13 protein-coding genes are annotated in these 14,460 nt (G+C 46.6%); 10 read left to right on the forward strand and 3 right to left on the reverse strand.

The features are described from left to right. The first annotated feature begins 496 nt into the window (after window positions 1-496). The gene (locus DXD92_RS11965) at window positions 497-2,077 is read left to right on the forward strand and encodes an ATP-binding cassette domain-containing protein (RefSeq protein WP_118596003.1); all 1,581 of its coding nucleotides are present in this window, start codon (window positions 497-499) and stop codon (window positions 2,075-2,077) included. A 206-nt stretch (window positions 2,078-2,283) separates the two neighbouring features. Beyond that, window positions 2,284-2,805, forward strand: a complete 522-nt coding sequence (locus DXD92_RS11970; RefSeq protein WP_243037577.1) for a hypothetical protein — start codon at window positions 2,284-2,286, stop codon at window positions 2,803-2,805. Between the two features lie 38 nt (window positions 2,806-2,843). Here DXD92_RS11970 and DXD92_RS19690 read toward each other — a convergent pair whose 3' ends face one another. Next, entirely contained in the window at window positions 2,844-2,918 is a 75-nt protein-coding gene (locus tag DXD92_RS19690; protein WP_373141018.1) for a DUF6783 domain-containing protein, read from the reverse strand. Window positions 2,919-2,969: 51 nt separating this feature from the next. Between DXD92_RS19690 and DXD92_RS11975 the strand changes: the two genes are divergently transcribed. The 3 genes from DXD92_RS11975 to DXD92_RS11985 all read left to right on the forward strand — a co-directional run bounded on the left by DXD92_RS11975 (window position 2,970) and on the right by DXD92_RS11985 (window position 6,516). Further along, on the forward strand, window positions 2,970-4,577 hold the full coding sequence (locus DXD92_RS11975; protein ID WP_117804095.1) for a spermidine synthase: 1,608 nt from the start codon (window positions 2,970-2,972) through the stop codon (window positions 4,575-4,577). Window positions 4,578-4,719: 142 nt separating this feature from the next. Further along, on the forward strand, window positions 4,720-5,943 hold the full coding sequence (locus DXD92_RS11980) for a M28 family metallopeptidase (protein ID WP_118596002.1): 1,224 nt from the start codon (window positions 4,720-4,722) through the stop codon (window positions 5,941-5,943). Between the two features lie 78 nt (window positions 5,944-6,021). Then, window positions 6,022-6,516 carry a GNAT family N-acetyltransferase gene (locus tag DXD92_RS11985; RefSeq protein ID WP_055227881.1) on the forward strand — a complete coding sequence of 165 codons (495 nt, stop codon included), beginning with the start codon at window positions 6,022-6,024 and terminating at the stop codon, window positions 6,514-6,516. Here DXD92_RS11985 and DXD92_RS11990 read toward each other — a convergent pair. Beyond that, on the reverse strand, window positions 6,485-7,372 hold the full coding sequence (locus tag DXD92_RS11990) for a LysR family transcriptional regulator (protein ID WP_117508979.1): 888 nt from the start codon (window positions 7,370-7,372) through the stop codon (window positions 6,485-6,487). The two genes, DXD92_RS11985 and DXD92_RS11990, sit on opposite strands and share 32 nt — an antisense overlap. 123 nt (window positions 7,373-7,495) lie before the next feature. Here DXD92_RS11990 and DXD92_RS11995 point away from each other — a divergent pair, with 123 nt between their 5' ends. The 4 genes from DXD92_RS11995 to DXD92_RS12005 all read left to right on the forward strand — a co-directional run bounded on the left by DXD92_RS11995 (window position 7,496) and on the right by DXD92_RS12005 (window position 11,563). Next, window positions 7,496-8,863 (forward strand): MATE family efflux transporter, encoded by a 1,368-nt coding sequence (locus DXD92_RS11995; RefSeq protein WP_118596001.1) that lies wholly within the window; start codon window positions 7,496-7,498, stop codon window positions 8,861-8,863. A gap of 224 nt (window positions 8,864-9,087) precedes the next feature. After that, the gene (locus DXD92_RS18565) at window positions 9,088-9,261 is read left to right on the forward strand and encodes a hypothetical protein (RefSeq protein WP_158578914.1); all 174 of its coding nucleotides are present in this window, start codon (window positions 9,088-9,090) and stop codon (window positions 9,259-9,261) included. Window positions 9,262-9,349: 88 nt separating this feature from the next. Beyond that, window positions 9,350-10,195, forward strand: a complete 846-nt coding sequence (locus DXD92_RS12000) for a S8 family peptidase (protein WP_055227885.1) — start codon at window positions 9,350-9,352, stop codon at window positions 10,193-10,195. 165 nt (window positions 10,196-10,360) lie between these two features. Next, entirely contained in the window at window positions 10,361-11,563 is a 1,203-nt protein-coding gene (locus DXD92_RS12005; protein ID WP_055217983.1) for an NADP-dependent isocitrate dehydrogenase, read from the forward strand. A gap of 98 nt (window positions 11,564-11,661) precedes the next feature. Here DXD92_RS12005 and DXD92_RS12010 read toward each other — a convergent pair whose 3' ends face one another. Then, window positions 11,662-13,587, reverse strand: a complete 1,926-nt coding sequence (locus tag DXD92_RS12010; protein WP_117812762.1) for an ABC-F family ATP-binding cassette domain-containing protein — start codon at window positions 13,585-13,587, stop codon at window positions 11,662-11,664. A gap of 154 nt (window positions 13,588-13,741) precedes the next feature. Between DXD92_RS12010 and DXD92_RS12015 the strand changes: the two genes are divergently transcribed. Continuing rightward, the gene (locus DXD92_RS12015) at window positions 13,742-14,398 is read left to right on the forward strand and encodes a redox-sensing transcriptional repressor Rex (RefSeq protein WP_022462574.1); all 657 of its coding nucleotides are present in this window, start codon (window positions 13,742-13,744) and stop codon (window positions 14,396-14,398) included. Window positions 14,399-14,460: the final 62 nt, after the last annotated feature.

The raw sequence follows: 14,460 nt of genomic DNA on the forward strand, positions 1-14,460 counted from the left end.
TTGAAACGATTGGCAATATAACAGATGAAGCAGTTCAAAAGTATATAAAAGAGCAAGCAGAAGAATCGAGACGAGAAGATTCGAGTAGTACCGCTTTATAGCGGGCCAGCAAAAGTGCTTGCGATACCGCCCTTTGGGGCGAATAGTAACAATAGCCCTTTGGAGGGCTAATAATAAACCACCAGTTGAACTGGTGGTTGCTAACTAGAAAAAAAGAAAGAACATGAACGTGTAAAGGTGAGGGAATGTATCTGAAATAATTTAAGCTGGAAAACACAATTGTATTTTGATAGGACCTGTTTGAAACAGGTTATTTTGTGTACGCTTAAATTAGATACTCAGACGATTCGTTATGTTCCGACACCAGTGCCATGCACGCTGTGTCTGTTTAGGATGCGGGTCTGTTTTGCGTACGCAAAGCGGGCTCGCTTTTTAAATACTCTAGGCAGAATTTTTTATGCGTGAGAAAAAGAAAAACAGGCAGAAGGGAGTTTTTATGGCACAGATCAATGTCAGTAATCTAACTTTTGGGTATGAAGGAAGTTATGATACAATCTTTGAAAATGTATCGTTTTCAATCGACACCAGCTGGAAGCTTGGTTTTGTGGGAAGAAACGGAAAGGGAAAGACAACGTTTCTTCAGTTACTCCTGGGAAAATACGAATACCAGGGAGCGATCACCCGCTCGGTTGTCTTCGATTATTTTCCGTATCCGGTGAAACAAAAAGATCTGGAACGGACAGCAGCGGAGCTGATGGAAGACTGGAAAGCGGGAGTAGAGAGCTGGAGAGTTCTTTGTGAATTGGAAAAACTGGATATGGACGCAGAACTTTTGTACAGACCATTTGGTACGTTAAGCTTTGGGGAGCGGACCAGGGTTATGCTTGCAGTCCTTTTTTCCGGTGAAAATGATTTTCTGCTGATCGATGAACCCACCAACCATTTGGATCAGGACGCCAGAGAGATTATCAAAAAATATCTGGCGTCAAAAAAAGGATTTATTCTGGTATCCCACGACAGGGATCTGCTGGATGCCTGCATCGATCATGTGCTGGTTTTAAACCGGGCCTCGATCGAAGTACAGAGCGGCAATTTTTCCAGCTGGTGGGAAAACAAGGAAAAAGCAGATCATTTTGCCAGAATGGAACATGAAAAACGTGTAAAAGAAATTGGAAAACTAAAGGCAGCCGCCGATTGTTCTTCGCGCTGGGCAGAAAAAAATGAAAATACCAAGATTGGATATGATCCAGCCAAAGAACATGACAGATCGATATCGACACGATCGTATATCGGAGCAAAGACGAAGAAAATGCAGTCGCGCGTCAAAGCGTACGAGGAGAGAATGGACCGGGAGATCGAGAAAAAGGAAGGGCTGTTAAAAGATATCGAAACGGTAAAAGATTTAAAGATTATGCCGCTTTCCCATTACAAAGAACGGCTGATCGAATGCAGGGATTTTTCCTTAAAATACCGGGATGGAAAAGAGAATGTGATCACCGGATTGAATTTTGAACTGAAACAAGGAGACCGTGTTTTTCTGAAAGGAAAAAATGGCTGTGGAAAATCCAGCCTGATCAAGTATATTCTGACGCAGAACCTGCAAAATTCTTCCAATGGCGGAATCGAAAAGCGGAAAATTACGATGTCCGGATGCGAAAATCTTTCCGGCGAAAATATAATGGCAACGGGTACCTGTTCGATTGCCTCAAATCTCGTTATTTCCTATATCAACCAGGATACCTCGCATCTGTCCGGAACGCTGAAAGAATTTGCCAAAAAGCAGGAAATTGATGAGCCAATGCTCCTTTCCATGTTGCGCAGCCTGGATCTGGACAGAGAACAGTTTGTAAAAAACATGGAGGAATTTTCCGAGGGACAGAAGAAAAAAGTATTGATTGCTGCCAGCCTTTTAACACCTGCGCATCTCTATCTGTGGGATGAACCGCTGAATTATATTGATGTATTTTCACGGATGCAGATTGAGAAACTGATTGCGCAGTTCCAGCCAACGATGCTGATCGTGGAGCATGATGCAAGGTTTGCCAGAAAGCTGGCAACGAAAGTGGTAGAGCTTTGACCAGAAGAATAAACGGAAAGGTTATGACTGAAAAAAACGAGACTTCTTATGGAGGTCTCGTTTTGCTATGATTAAAAATAGTAAAAAAAGGAGGAATTCACATTATGACAAAAAGAAAAATAATGCTGATTACGGTTTGCTTTGCTATTTTTGCTATATCGCTTCTGCTATCCAGATAGTTTTTTAAAAGCGCTGGAAAAAGGAATATGGATGTTCCGGCAGCGGGATCTGAACAGATAGAGGATTCAAAGGATACAGAAGAAAAAAGAAACACAGAAGAAATGACAGAGCTGGAAGAAACAGAAGGGGCAGCAGCATCAGAAGGGGCAGCAGAACCGGAAAAAGTATATAGTAACGGCTATTCCGGCGGAGGAGAAACGCTGGCGCTGATCCTGGGAAAAAAGCCGGAACTGTTTACTGCAGCGCTCATGTGCAGCTCCAAATGGGATGGAGCATATGAACCGGTGACAGAGGCAAAAACACCGGTCTATTTTGTGATTGGCGAAAGTGATGAATATTATGGATCAGAACCGTTTAAAGAAGCGTATCAGATTTTATATGAGCTGTATGCAGAGCAGGGTTTAGCAAAATCCGAAATAGACAATTTGCTGGTACTGGATATAAAAGAGAAAAATTACTTTGCAGGAACGAAAGTGACTTATCAGCACGGAGGCGGTTATCTGTTCTGTCGGGATGAAAAAAATATGGGATGGCTGTTTGGACATTAAGAGTCATGGAAAAATATATTGCAAAATTCCAAAGAAGTCTATAGTATGATAGTAGAGCGCGTTTGAAAAATCATTTCCGCATTCTGTGCGTTCCATTTTGCGGTATGTTTCACTCTTTTGCCGGCATGATGGCAGCAAAAAGATAAAATAAAAAAGGAGTCGACATGGAAAGAAAAAATCGTGGCATCTTAAAAAACAAGTTATTTTTGTATCTGACAGAATTTTTTTCCGGAATGTCTGTGATGGCGGTAGAACTTGGTGCGAGCAGGCTGCTTGCCCCGTATTTTAGTTCTTCACAGATTGTATGGACGATCATCATCGGAACCATCATGATTGCTATGGCACTGGGAAATATCTATGGAGGCAGAACGGCGGACAAGTCGCCCAATCCGGACAAGCTCTATGGACGTATCATCGTAGCTGCTTTATGGATTGCGTTAATTCCCGTGGTCGGAAAATATATCATTGTTGGCATTTCTGCGGTTCTGATTTTTTCCGTAAATAACAATTTTCTGATCCTGGCTGCGTTTGTGGCCTGTATGGTAATTTTTGTGTTCCCGTTATTTTTACTGGGTACGGTAACTCCGTCGCTGGTCAAATATTCGGTGAGCAATCTGGATGATAACGGAAAAACGGTGGGAACACTGGGAGCATTCAATACGATCGGCAGCATTATTGGTACCTTTGTGCCGACGTTTGTTACGATCCCTGCGGTTGGAACATCGATCACTTTTCTGATCTTTGCGGGAATTTTACTTGCGTTATCCATCGTGTATTTTGTGATGGAAAAAGCAGGGAAAAAGAAAGTGATTGCATCGGTACTTATTTTCGCGTTCTGCTGTGGAACAGGTTATTCCGATTCCTTCGCATTCTGGGAAAACAACCTGACATATGAGGGAGAGTCTGTATACAACTATCTTCAGGTGTACGAAAATGATAAGAGAGTAGCATTGTCTACCAATGTTCTGTTTGGCGTACAGTCTGTCTATATGAAGCAGGATGAACTGACCGGAATGTACTATGATTATGCGATGGCGGCGCCGCTTATGATCAAAGACAAGCCGACAGATCAGATGGATGTGCTGATCCTTGGCATGGGTACGGGAACCTACGCCACACAGTGTAAGAAATATTTTGGGAACATGAACATTGAGGGTGTAGAGATTGATGAAAAGATCACGGATCTCTCGCGGAAATATTTTTCACTTTCCGAGGATATTCCGGTGACTACTTACGATGGAAGAGCGTTTTTAAATGCATCGCAGAAAACGTATGATGTGATTATGGTCGATGCATATCAGGATATCACAATTCCATTCCAGATGTCCTCCAAAGAGTTCTTTGAACTGGTCAAATCACATCTGAAGGACGATGGCGTTATGGTGGTAAACATGAATATGCGTGGAATGAAGGAAGGAAACATCAATCAGTACCTTTCGGATACGATTGGAAGTGTCTTTGATACAGCGGTTACAGTGGATGTGGCAGGATCGTCCAACCGGGAACTCTTTGCGTCGGACGATTCGGACATCGTAAAGAATCTGACGAAACATACGGGGGAACTTACAAACGTAAACCTGAAAAATATGATGCAGGAAGTTACGTCAAATCTTACAGAATATCAGAAAGGAAATTATATCCTCACAGATGACCAGGCGCCGGTGGAGCTGCTTGGCATGCAGGTGATCGATGAGCTGATCAAGGATGAAGTCCAATACTATAAAGATATCTATAAAGAGCAGGGAATCAAAGGACTGATCGAGTCTCTCTGAGCTCTGGAAAAAACATAAATCATGGGAATGAGAAAGAGGAACAGATACACCATCACAGTTTTTTAAAAAAGTTGTACGAAATAACATGGTTATGTTAGCAAATGATATACAGAAAAAATGGTTATAAAGGAGAACTAAAAATATGAAGTTAAAATCTATTTTTGACCAGACAGATTTTGTACATGCAAGCGGTACAAAAGAAGAATTGCAGGTTGCAAACTATTTAAAGGAGCAGTGTGAAGCATTAGGAGTCCCGGCAAAACTGGAAGGTTTCCGCGTTGCGATGGGCGAAATCGAAGAGGCACATTTGTATGCAGACGGGATGGAAATTTCATGCAAAGCTCTCACATGCTGCGGAAGCGGAAGTGTCGAAGGCGAACTCTACTATATGCCGGGAACCGATCCGGTTTCCGTTGCCGGTGCAAAAGATAAAATTGTGCTGATGGATACGCAGGGAATCGGATTTTTTGCGTACCAGGATTTGATGAAAGCAGGCGCGAAAGCGATTCTGTTCCAATATGGAAACAGCTATTACCCACATACAGACATTGATCAGAGAGATCTTCGGGAAGCCGTTGTCGGAGAGGAAAAGAAAGTGCTCTGCGCTATGATTCACTCCGCACAGGCAGTAGAACTTGTGAAAAATAAAGTAAAACAGATCCGTCTGGAAATCCGGCAGAAGGAATACGATGGAGAATCCCATAATGTGATTGCAGAATTGCCGGGAAAAAGAGAAGAATGGATCGTTTTAAGCGCGCATTATGATACGACATCGCTTTCGCATGGTGCATATGACAACATGAGCGGATGCGCAGGGCTTCTTGGAATCATGGAGCAGATGAAAGGGAAAGAGCTGAATTATGGTCTTCGGTTTGTATTCTGCGGAAGCGAAGAAAGAGGACTTTTAGGATCGAAGGCGTATGTCAGAGATCATGAGAAAGAGTTGAGACAGATCGTACTGAACATCAATCTGGACATGATCGGAACGTATATGGGAAAATTTATCGCCTGCGTATCGGCAGAAGAAAAGCTTACCCATTACATCAGCTATATGGCTGCAGAAGTTGGCTTTCCAATCGCAGCAGAAAACGGCGTCTATTCCAGTGATTCCACGCCATTTGCCGATCATGGGGTTCCGGCTGTTTCGTTTGCGCGTATTGCCAACGGAAATGTCGCCCCGATTCACTGCCGCTACGATGTCAAAGATGTGATGTCGATGGAGCAGCTGCAAAAAGATATTGATTTCCTGACAGTATTTACCAGAAGATTCGCAAACGCAGCGGTCTGCCCGGTGGCAAGAGAAATACCGGAAACGATTCGGAAACAATTGGATGAATATTTGTTTCGCAAGAGAAAAGAAGCCTGATATACTTCGATCACGGATATGAGCAGCGAGACGAATTGCAAATAGGAAAAAGAACGACAGTGGCAGGAGAGAGAAACCATGAAAAAAATAGAACTGGTAGAAATCAGGCAGGTAAACGATGCCCTTGCAGAAATGGTTGCGCTGTTTCGAGTAGAACTGCGTTCCTATAAAGGAATTGCATCAAAACCGAACGTGGAAGACGGACGGGAAGAAATGAAGGAATACCTTTTAGCAGGATTTCCAGTGTTTGCCGCTACGGTGCATGGCGAATACGCAGGTTATGTTGTCTGTCGTATTGAGAGCGAGGTGGTGTGGGTGGAATCCATCTTTGTCAGAGAAGAGTACCGCCGGCAGGGAGTCGCTGCCGCACTGCATGGCAAGGCAGAAGAAATTGCAGCTTCTTATGGAAACGATACGGTTTACAACTATGTCCATCCCAATAACCACAGGATGATTGAATTTTTGAGAAAGCGTGGTTACACCGTTCTGAATCTAATTGAGATCCGTAAACCGTATCAGAATGAAAAACTGACGCAGACGATTACGGTTGGGGAACATGAATTTGATTATTGAGGGAGTCATTTTCATCCCACAATTCCAGAAAAGCCCGAAGTTCAGACGGAAGGCGCCCCTTGCGCCAGGCAAGCAGGATTTCGGTTGTAAGGTCTGCATCTGTGATGGTGCAGGCCTTTAATTTATGGGTAAGATTCAGCATGGAGGCCGGCAGAAGAGCGATGCCAAGGCCTTTTTCTGCCATTGTCATTGCCGTGCGGGCGTCCTCGCAGGTGAGATAGATATCGCAGAACAGACCCGCCTGCTCGAAAGCGGAGAGCATGTATTTCCGGTAGCGGTTCGACAGAATCAGCGGCTGCTCGGCAAGTTCCGTAAGCGAAAGGGTTTCACGCCCGGCAAAAAGCGGGTGAGAAGGGAGTGCCATGGCGGTGATGCTCTCTTTTAAAAGGGTCTTCGTCTCGCAGCCATTTAAAACGATTGGCGTGCGGAGCGTGGTGAGATCCACCATGTGATTTTCGAGCTGGTCTTTTAAAGCAAAGGTAGAACCCTCGTGGACATCAAAATGGATGTGCGGGTATTTCCGGGAAAATCGCAGGAGATAGTCGGCGAGCAGCGAAACGGTGGATGGCGTCATGCCGATGTGGAGTGTCGCAGACTGACTGGATTTTACGACTTCGCGCCTGGTGAGATCCGCAAGCATCAGAAGCGTTCCTGCCTGTTCATACAGTGTTTTTCCTGCCTCGGTCAGGGTGATTTTCTTTGTACCGCGGATGAGAAGAGGCACCTGAAGCTCTTCCTCCAGCATTTTGATCTGATAACTTAACGGCGGCTGTGTCATATGCAGCACCCGTGCCGCCCCGCTGATGGTTCCCGCGTCCACGATGGCGCGGAAGTATTCGAGTTGTCGAAGTTCCATAAAAATCCTCCTGAAAAAACTATATAAAAATTATTCAATTTCAATATAAAAACAATAATTTACATATAGAATACGCCATGCTATACTGAAAAGCAAGTGAAAAAGAAGGGAATGAGGGAACAAATGAAACGAATTGATTTCGAACATGGAACCGTAACCGGAAACATCTTCGGGGCAGCGCTCCCGATGCTGGTTGCTCAGATTTTGAGTCTGCTGTACAATATTGTAGACCGCGTCTACATCGCGCGGATCCCGGAGGTAGGAACGGCGGCACTCGGTGCAGTCGGTCTGTGCTTTCCGCTGATCGTTATCATCACAGCATTCAGCAACTTGTTTGGAAGCGGCGGCGCTCCGCTGTTTTCGATTGAGCGTGGAAAGAATGATCAAAAAAAGGCGGAACGTATTATGAATACGTCGTATTCCATGGTATGTGTCTGTGCTGTCATACTGATGGTGATCGGCTTTTTGTTTGCCCGTCCACTGCTATCACTGTTCGGCGCATCGGCAGATGCGATGGTCTACGCGTATCCTTATATGATGATTTATCTGATCGGAACTTTGCCGTCGATGGTGGCAACCGGCATGAACCCGTTCATCAACGCGCAGGGCTACTCGACCGTTGGTATGCTTTCCGTCACGATCGGAGCGGTCGCAAACCTGCTGCTTGACCCGCTGTTTATCTTTGTGTTTGGCTTTGGTGTGCAGGGGGCTGCGATTGCAACTGTGATTTCCCAGACACTTTCCGCAGTGTTCGTTCTGTATTTCCTGACCCGGAAATCGGAACTGAAAGTGCGCTTTGTGCGGAAAAATGAAATTTCTGAGTGTGCAGGCTATGCGAAAAATATTGTCAGCCTCGGTACCGCGGGATTTATCATGCAGCTGACCAACAGCCTTGTCACGATCTGCTGCAACAACGTACTCTCTGTGACCGGCGGTGATATTTACATCTCTGTTATGACGATCGTATCGAGCGTGCGTCAGCTCGTCGAGACACCGATCTATGCAATGAATGAGGGAACTTCTCCGATTTTGAGCTATAATTACGGTGCACGCCGTCCGGCCCGCGTGCGCAAGGCGATGTGTGTCATGAGTGCGATGATCCTCGGCTATACCGCAGTGATGTGGAGCGTGATTGTTCTGGCGCCGCATGCGCTGATCGGTATTTTCAGTTCGGATGCGGTACTGACCGCAGATGCGGTTCCGGCTCTGAAGCAGTACTTTGCAGCATTCATTTTCATGGATCTGCAGTACATTGGACAGACCGTATTCAAATCTCTGAATAAAAAGAAGCAGGCGATCTTTTTCTCCCTGCTCCGAAAAGTCTTCATTGTTGTACCGCTCACCTATCTGATGCCGTACGTACTCCACATGGGAACGGACGGTGTATTCCTTGCCGAACCGGTATCAAACGTAATCGGCGGAAGTCTCTGCTTTATCACCATGCTGATTCTGGTTCTGCCGGAACTGAAGCGAATGGAGCAGCAGAAGTAATGTTTTTGAAAAGTTTCTGAAAAAAGGACAGGAAGATCTTTACCGAAACGGTTTTGGCAGATATCTTCCTGTTTTTTATTGCCATACATACAATATGATGCCTCGGACAATCTGATGCGCATTGGAGTCCCGGCGCTCCGCATTCTGTCGGTGCCTATCTGCTTTCGATTCCAGGTCTGATCTATCAGGCGGCGCTGCAGGGACTTTCCCTTGGAAAAGAAAGTATGTACATATCCATGACACGCCAGGCGATTCTGCCGCTGGTGTTTGCATTTCTTCTCAAAGGATTTGGAAACCTGAATCTGATATGGGGCGCCTTTGTCCTGGCTGAGCTCTGCGGCATCCCGCTTGCAGCAGCTCTCTGGAAACGGAAAGGGGAAAAGCAGATTCAGTTTTAAGTATAGAAAAGAAAAACAAAAAGGCTGTTCTTTGCGAAAGGCAGCCTTTTTTGCATACCATAAGATAAGAATACACAGGGGCTTATGGATGAAAGAGCAGGAAAATCTGACAGGAAAAGGAATTACAGCCGCCGTGCTGGATACAGGGATTTTTCCCCATATGGATTTTGACGGCCGGATTGTAGCCTTCCGGGATCTTGTGTACGGGCGGGAGACGCCTTACGATGACAATGGACACGGAACGCATGTCTGTGGTATCCTTGGCGGAAGTGGAAGAGCGTCCGGCGGAAAATACCAGGGTGCGGCACCGGGATGCCGGTTTGTCGTAGTGAAGATTCTGGACCGAAGGGGAAATGGAAGAAAGCAGGATATCCTCGCGGCGATTGACTGGGTGTGCAAAGAGCGAATAAGACTTAATATCCGCATTTTAAATATTTCAGTGGGAACAACAGAGCAGGAAAAAACGGTGGATGATCTGCTAGTACAGGCGGTGGAGCGCGCCTGGGATGACGGGATCACTGTTGTGACAGCGGCCGGAAATCTGGGGCCCGCTCCGGGCAGTATTACGGCGCCGGGGAGCAGCAGAAAAGTGATCACCGTGGGAGCGGGCGATCTGCTGGAGCCAAGAAGAGGAATCTCCGGATGCGGCCCGACACGGGACTGCGTCTGCAAACCGGATCTTGTCGCGCCTGGAAAACGTCTCATTTCCTGCGCGCCTGGAAGAAGCAGGAAGGAATATGTGGTGAAGAGCGGCACCTCGATGGCGGCACCGCGGGTGTCCGGAGCCGTGGCTTTGGCACTTGAACGGGTTCCGGATCTTACAAATGTCCAGGCGAAAATGCTGCTTTGCGAATCGGCGAGAGACCTTGGCCTTCCGCGCAACCGTCAGGGGCATGGGATGCTTCAAACAGACCGTTTTCTGTCTCTTCTGTGAGACACTGTGCGGCAGCATAAAAAAAGAAAAATGAAGGAAAACACCTCTCATCCTGCAAAAATTGTGTGAATTTATGGGAAAATGCCAAAAAATCAGGCGAATTTTGACTTGACAAGCTATAGGATACTTTATACAATAAACGGGAATAGAAAAAGGAGGCCTACTATGGAAAAAATTCAGATGACCACTCCTCTGGTAGAGATGGATGGAGATGAGATGACCAGAATTCTCTGGAAAATGATCAAAGATGAGCTGCTTCTCCCGTTTATTGACCTGAAAACGGAATATTACGATCTGGGACTGGAACACAGAAACGAGACGAACGATCAGGTAACCGTAGATTCCGCAAACGCTACCAAGAAATACGGTGTAGCAGTCAAATGTGCCACCATTACGCCGAATGCAGCGCGTATGACCGAGTACAATCTGAAAGAAATGTGGAAGAGCCCGAACGGAACGATCCGTGCCATGCTCGACGGAACCGTTTTCCGTACCCCGATTGTCGTAAAAGGCATCGAGCCGTGCGTGCGCAACTGGAAAAAACCGATCACGATTGCCCGTCATGCATACGGAGATGTCTATAAAAATGCAGAAATGCGCATTCCGGGACCGGGAAAAGCAGAGCTGGTTTATACGGCTGAGGACGGCACCGAGACAAGAGAGCTGATCCACAACTTCACCGGCGCCGGTGTCATTCAGGGCATGCACAATCTGGATAACTCCATAGAAAGCTTTGCGAGAAGCTGTTTCGAGTACGCACTGTCCACGAAACAGGATCTGTGGTTTGCAAGCAAGGATACGATTTCCAAGAAGTATGATCACCGCTTCAAGGATATCTTCCAGGAGATCTTCGATGCAGAGTACAAAGAGAAATTTGCAGAAGCAGGCATTACCTACTTCTACACTCTGATCGACGACGCCGTTGCCCGCATCATGAAAGCAGAGGGCGGCTTTATCTGGGCCTGCAAGAACTACGACGGCGATGTCATGAGCGACATGGTATCCTCCGCCTTCGGTTCCCTTGCGATGATGACTTCTGTTCTCGTATCCCCGCACGGATATTACGAGTACGAGGCTGCGCACGGAACCGTACAGCGCCACTATTACCGTCACTTAAAAGGTGAGGAGACATCCACCAACTCCGTGGCCACCATTTTTGCATGGACCGGCGCACTCAGAAAACGCGGGGAAATGGATGGAAACGCAGAACTTTCCGCATTTGCAGACCGTCTGGAAAAAGCAACGATCGCAACGATCGAGAGCGGAAAAATGACAAAAGACCTTGCGCTGATCACCACCATGGAAAATCCGACCGTATTAAACAGCCGTGATTTCATCCTGGCCATCCGCGAGGAGCTGGAGAAATAATTAAACGAAGCAAAAAAGAAAGCCGATCCGGCATTCCCGCAAAAAGGGATGCGCCGGACCGGCTTTTTCTGTTTTGAATTTTCCGGGGAAAACCAGGCCTATTCGGCAAGCTCTTCCCATTTTTCATACAGCTCTTCGAGTTCCGCGGCAATCTCTGCTTTCTCTTTGCTTAATTTCACACACTCTGCCACATTCGTTGCGACTTCCGGTTTCGACATTTCCTCATCAATTTCCGAATCGCGTGTCTCAAGCTCTTCAATTCGTTTCTCCGTCTTTTTCAGCTCGTTTTCTTTCTTGCGGAGACGTGCCTGTTCTTCTTTCTGCGCTTTCCAGTCCAGCTTTGTGGAGGAGGCTTCGGAAGGAGCCGCTGTTTCTTCCGGAGCGGCGGCATCGGCAGCAGGAGCATAGATGCGGGTCAGCTCTTCTTTTTTCTCCAGATAGTAATCGTAATTTCCGATATAGTTGACGAGTGTTTGTCCCGTCAGCTCCAGAATCCGGGTTGCAGTCTGATTGATAAAGTAACGGTCGTGGGAAACGTACAGTACCGTTCCAGTGTAATCCTTCAGCGCGTTTTCCAGAATCTCCTTTGATACGATATCGAGGTGGTTGGTCGGCTCGTCGAGGATCAGGAAGTTGGCGTTCGAGAGCATCAGCTTGGCAAGAGAAATTCGTCCGCGCTCACCGCCGCTCAAGGTATGAATCGGTTGGAAGACATCGTCGTTTGTAAACAGGAAGGCGGCCAGCACATTTCGGATTTCGGTGTTTGTCAGATACGGATACGCGTCGGAAATCTCCTGGAAAATGGTCTTTTCCATGTGGAGCACCTGATGCTCCTGATCGTAGTAACCGATCTGTACACGGCTTCCAAGTGTAAAAGAGCCGGCATCCGGGCGGATGACTTCGTTTAAGATCTTTAAGATCGTCGTTTTTCCCGTTCCGTTGTTTCCGATGATTGCGACGCGCTCCCCGCGCTTGATTTCGAAATTCAGATCCTGGAAAAGCGTCTGTCCCGGGAAGGCTTTGGAGAGGTGCTCGACGGTCAGCACATCGTTTCCGCTTGTGATGCGCGGTTCCAGACGGATCCGCATATCGGAGCGTACTTCGGTCGGCTTTTCCAGCACATCCATTTTGTCCAGCATTTTTTCACGGCTCTCGGCGCGTTTGATGGATTTCTCGCGGTTGAAAGATTTCAGCTTTGCAATGACTTCTTCCTGATGGTGGATTTCCTGCTGCTGGTTGACCCAGGCATGGTAAGCGGCTTCACGGAGCATTGCTTTTTTTTGACTGTAGGCGGTATAGTTTCCCTCAAAAGTTGTTACTTTTTTATTGTCCACTTCAACGACTTTTGTGACAACGCGGTCGAGAAAGTAACGGTCATGGGAGACGATCAGGACGGCTCCGCTGTAATTTAAAAGATACGTTTCGAGCCAGGAGATCGAGTCCATATCGAGGTGGTTGGTCGGCTCGTCGAGCAGAATGATGTCCGGTTTGGTGAGCAGCAGTTTACCAAGTGCCACGCGGGTCTTCTGACCGCCGGAGAGGGAGTCCACCTGTTTTTCAAAATCGCTCTCGGAAAAGCCAAGACCTTTTAAAACACCGACGACTTCACTGCGGTACGCGTATCCGTTTTCCAGTTCAAAGGTATGGGAGAGGCGGGTGTAGGTGGAAAGAAGTTCATCCAGCTCTGCACCGGATTTTGTATTCATATCACTTTCCATCTGACGGAGGCGTTCCTCCATATCGATCAGATTCTGTTTCGCGGTCAGCACTTCCTGGTAAATGGAAAGGTGTCCGGTCAGATCCTGATGCTGGGCGAGATAGCCCATCGTCTTTCCTTTGGAGAGGATGACCTCTCCCTCATCGGCCCTCATTTCGCCGATGATGATTTTTAACAGCGTCGATTTTCCGGCACCGTTGATGCCGACCAGTGCGGTTTTTTCGCGTTCTTCTATATGAAAAGATGCATTTTTGATAATTTCCGTTGTCCCGAATGCTTTCGAGATATTCTGACATGCAAGAATCATGTGGTTCCTCCAGATAACATATTTCTGTATTTTGACATAATACACCATCCTTATTATAGAGAGTAATACACAAAATTTCAAGAAATCTTTGACAATTTTCTATCAACCATATATAATATGAATATATGCAGGTGTAAATAAGGAGGAATTTATCTTGGAAGAAAAAGGAATTTCGCGGGCAGTTATCAAAAGACTTCCTAGATATTATCGTTACCTGGGCGAATTGCTGGAGGACGGAGTAGAACGGATCTCTTCCGGTGAGCTGAGCGAGCGGATGAAAGTGACAGCTTCCCAGATTCGCCAGGATTTAAATAATTTCGGCGGCTTCGGCCAGCAGGGGTATGGTTATAACGTGCGGTATCTGTACAGCGAGATTGGAAAAATTTTAGGTCTGGACAGAGTCCACAATATGATTTTTGTCGGAGCCGGAAATCTGGGACAGGCGCTTGCTAATTATGCGGCCTTTGAAAGAAGCGGATTCAAAACGGTCGGTATTTTTGACGTCAACCCGGTATTAAAAGGAATCTCCGTGCGCGGAATTGAAATCCGCATGGCGGACGAGCTTCCGGAATTTATCAAGGAACACCATGTAGAGATTGCGGCTTTGACACTGCCAAAAGCAAAAGCGGTAGAGATGGCAGAGATTCTCGTGGACAACGGTGTAAAAGCAATCTGGAATTTTGCACATACCGATCTAAACTTAAAACTTCCGAAAGATGTGATCGTCGAGAACGTCCATCTTTCCGAAAGTCTGATGCGTCTCTCCTACAATCTGACCAGATATGAGGCGGAGCATCCAAAGAACAATTAAGAAACCAAAACAAAAGCAGGAGAGTCTTCGGGAAACCGGAGACTTTTTCTGTTCACTTTCCG

It is taken from the genome of Blautia sp. TM10-2, assembly GCF_003480845.1.
In the GTDB taxonomy this organism is placed as follows: Bacteria; Bacillota; Clostridia; order Lachnospirales; family Lachnospiraceae; genus Fusicatenibacter; species Fusicatenibacter saccharivorans.

What these genes read in the sequence shown, in the direction of transcription:
- DXD92_RS11965 (WP_118596003.1), top strand. Translation starts at nt 497, where the DNA reads ATGGCACAGATCAATGTCAGTAATCTAACTTTTGGGTATGAAGGAAGT.
- DXD92_RS11970 (WP_243037577.1), top strand. Translation starts at nt 2,284, where the DNA reads ATGGATGTTCCGGCAGCGGGATCTGAACAGATAGAGGATTCAAAGGAT.
- DXD92_RS11975 (WP_117804095.1), top strand. Translation starts at nt 2,970, where the DNA reads ATGGAAAGAAAAAATCGTGGCATCTTAAAAAACAAGTTATTTTTGTAT.
- DXD92_RS11980 (WP_118596002.1), top strand. Translation starts at nt 4,720, where the DNA reads ATGAAGTTAAAATCTATTTTTGACCAGACAGATTTTGTACATGCAAGC.
- DXD92_RS11985 (WP_055227881.1), top strand. Translation starts at nt 6,022, where the DNA reads ATGAAAAAAATAGAACTGGTAGAAATCAGGCAGGTAAACGATGCCCTT.
- DXD92_RS11990 (WP_117508979.1), bottom strand. Translation starts at nt 7,372, where the DNA reads ATGGAACTTCGACAACTCGAATACTTCCGCGCCATCGTGGACGCGGGA.
- DXD92_RS11995 (WP_118596001.1), top strand. Translation starts at nt 7,496, where the DNA reads ATGAAACGAATTGATTTCGAACATGGAACCGTAACCGGAAACATCTTC.
- DXD92_RS18565 (WP_158578914.1), top strand. Translation starts at nt 9,088, where the DNA reads ATGTACATATCCATGACACGCCAGGCGATTCTGCCGCTGGTGTTTGCA.
- DXD92_RS12000 (WP_055227885.1), top strand. Translation starts at nt 9,350, where the DNA reads ATGAAAGAGCAGGAAAATCTGACAGGAAAAGGAATTACAGCCGCCGTG.
- DXD92_RS12005 (WP_055217983.1), top strand. Translation starts at nt 10,361, where the DNA reads ATGGAAAAAATTCAGATGACCACTCCTCTGGTAGAGATGGATGGAGAT.
- DXD92_RS12010 (WP_117812762.1), bottom strand. Translation starts at nt 13,587, where the DNA reads ATGATTCTTGCATGTCAGAATATCTCGAAAGCATTCGGGACAACGGAA.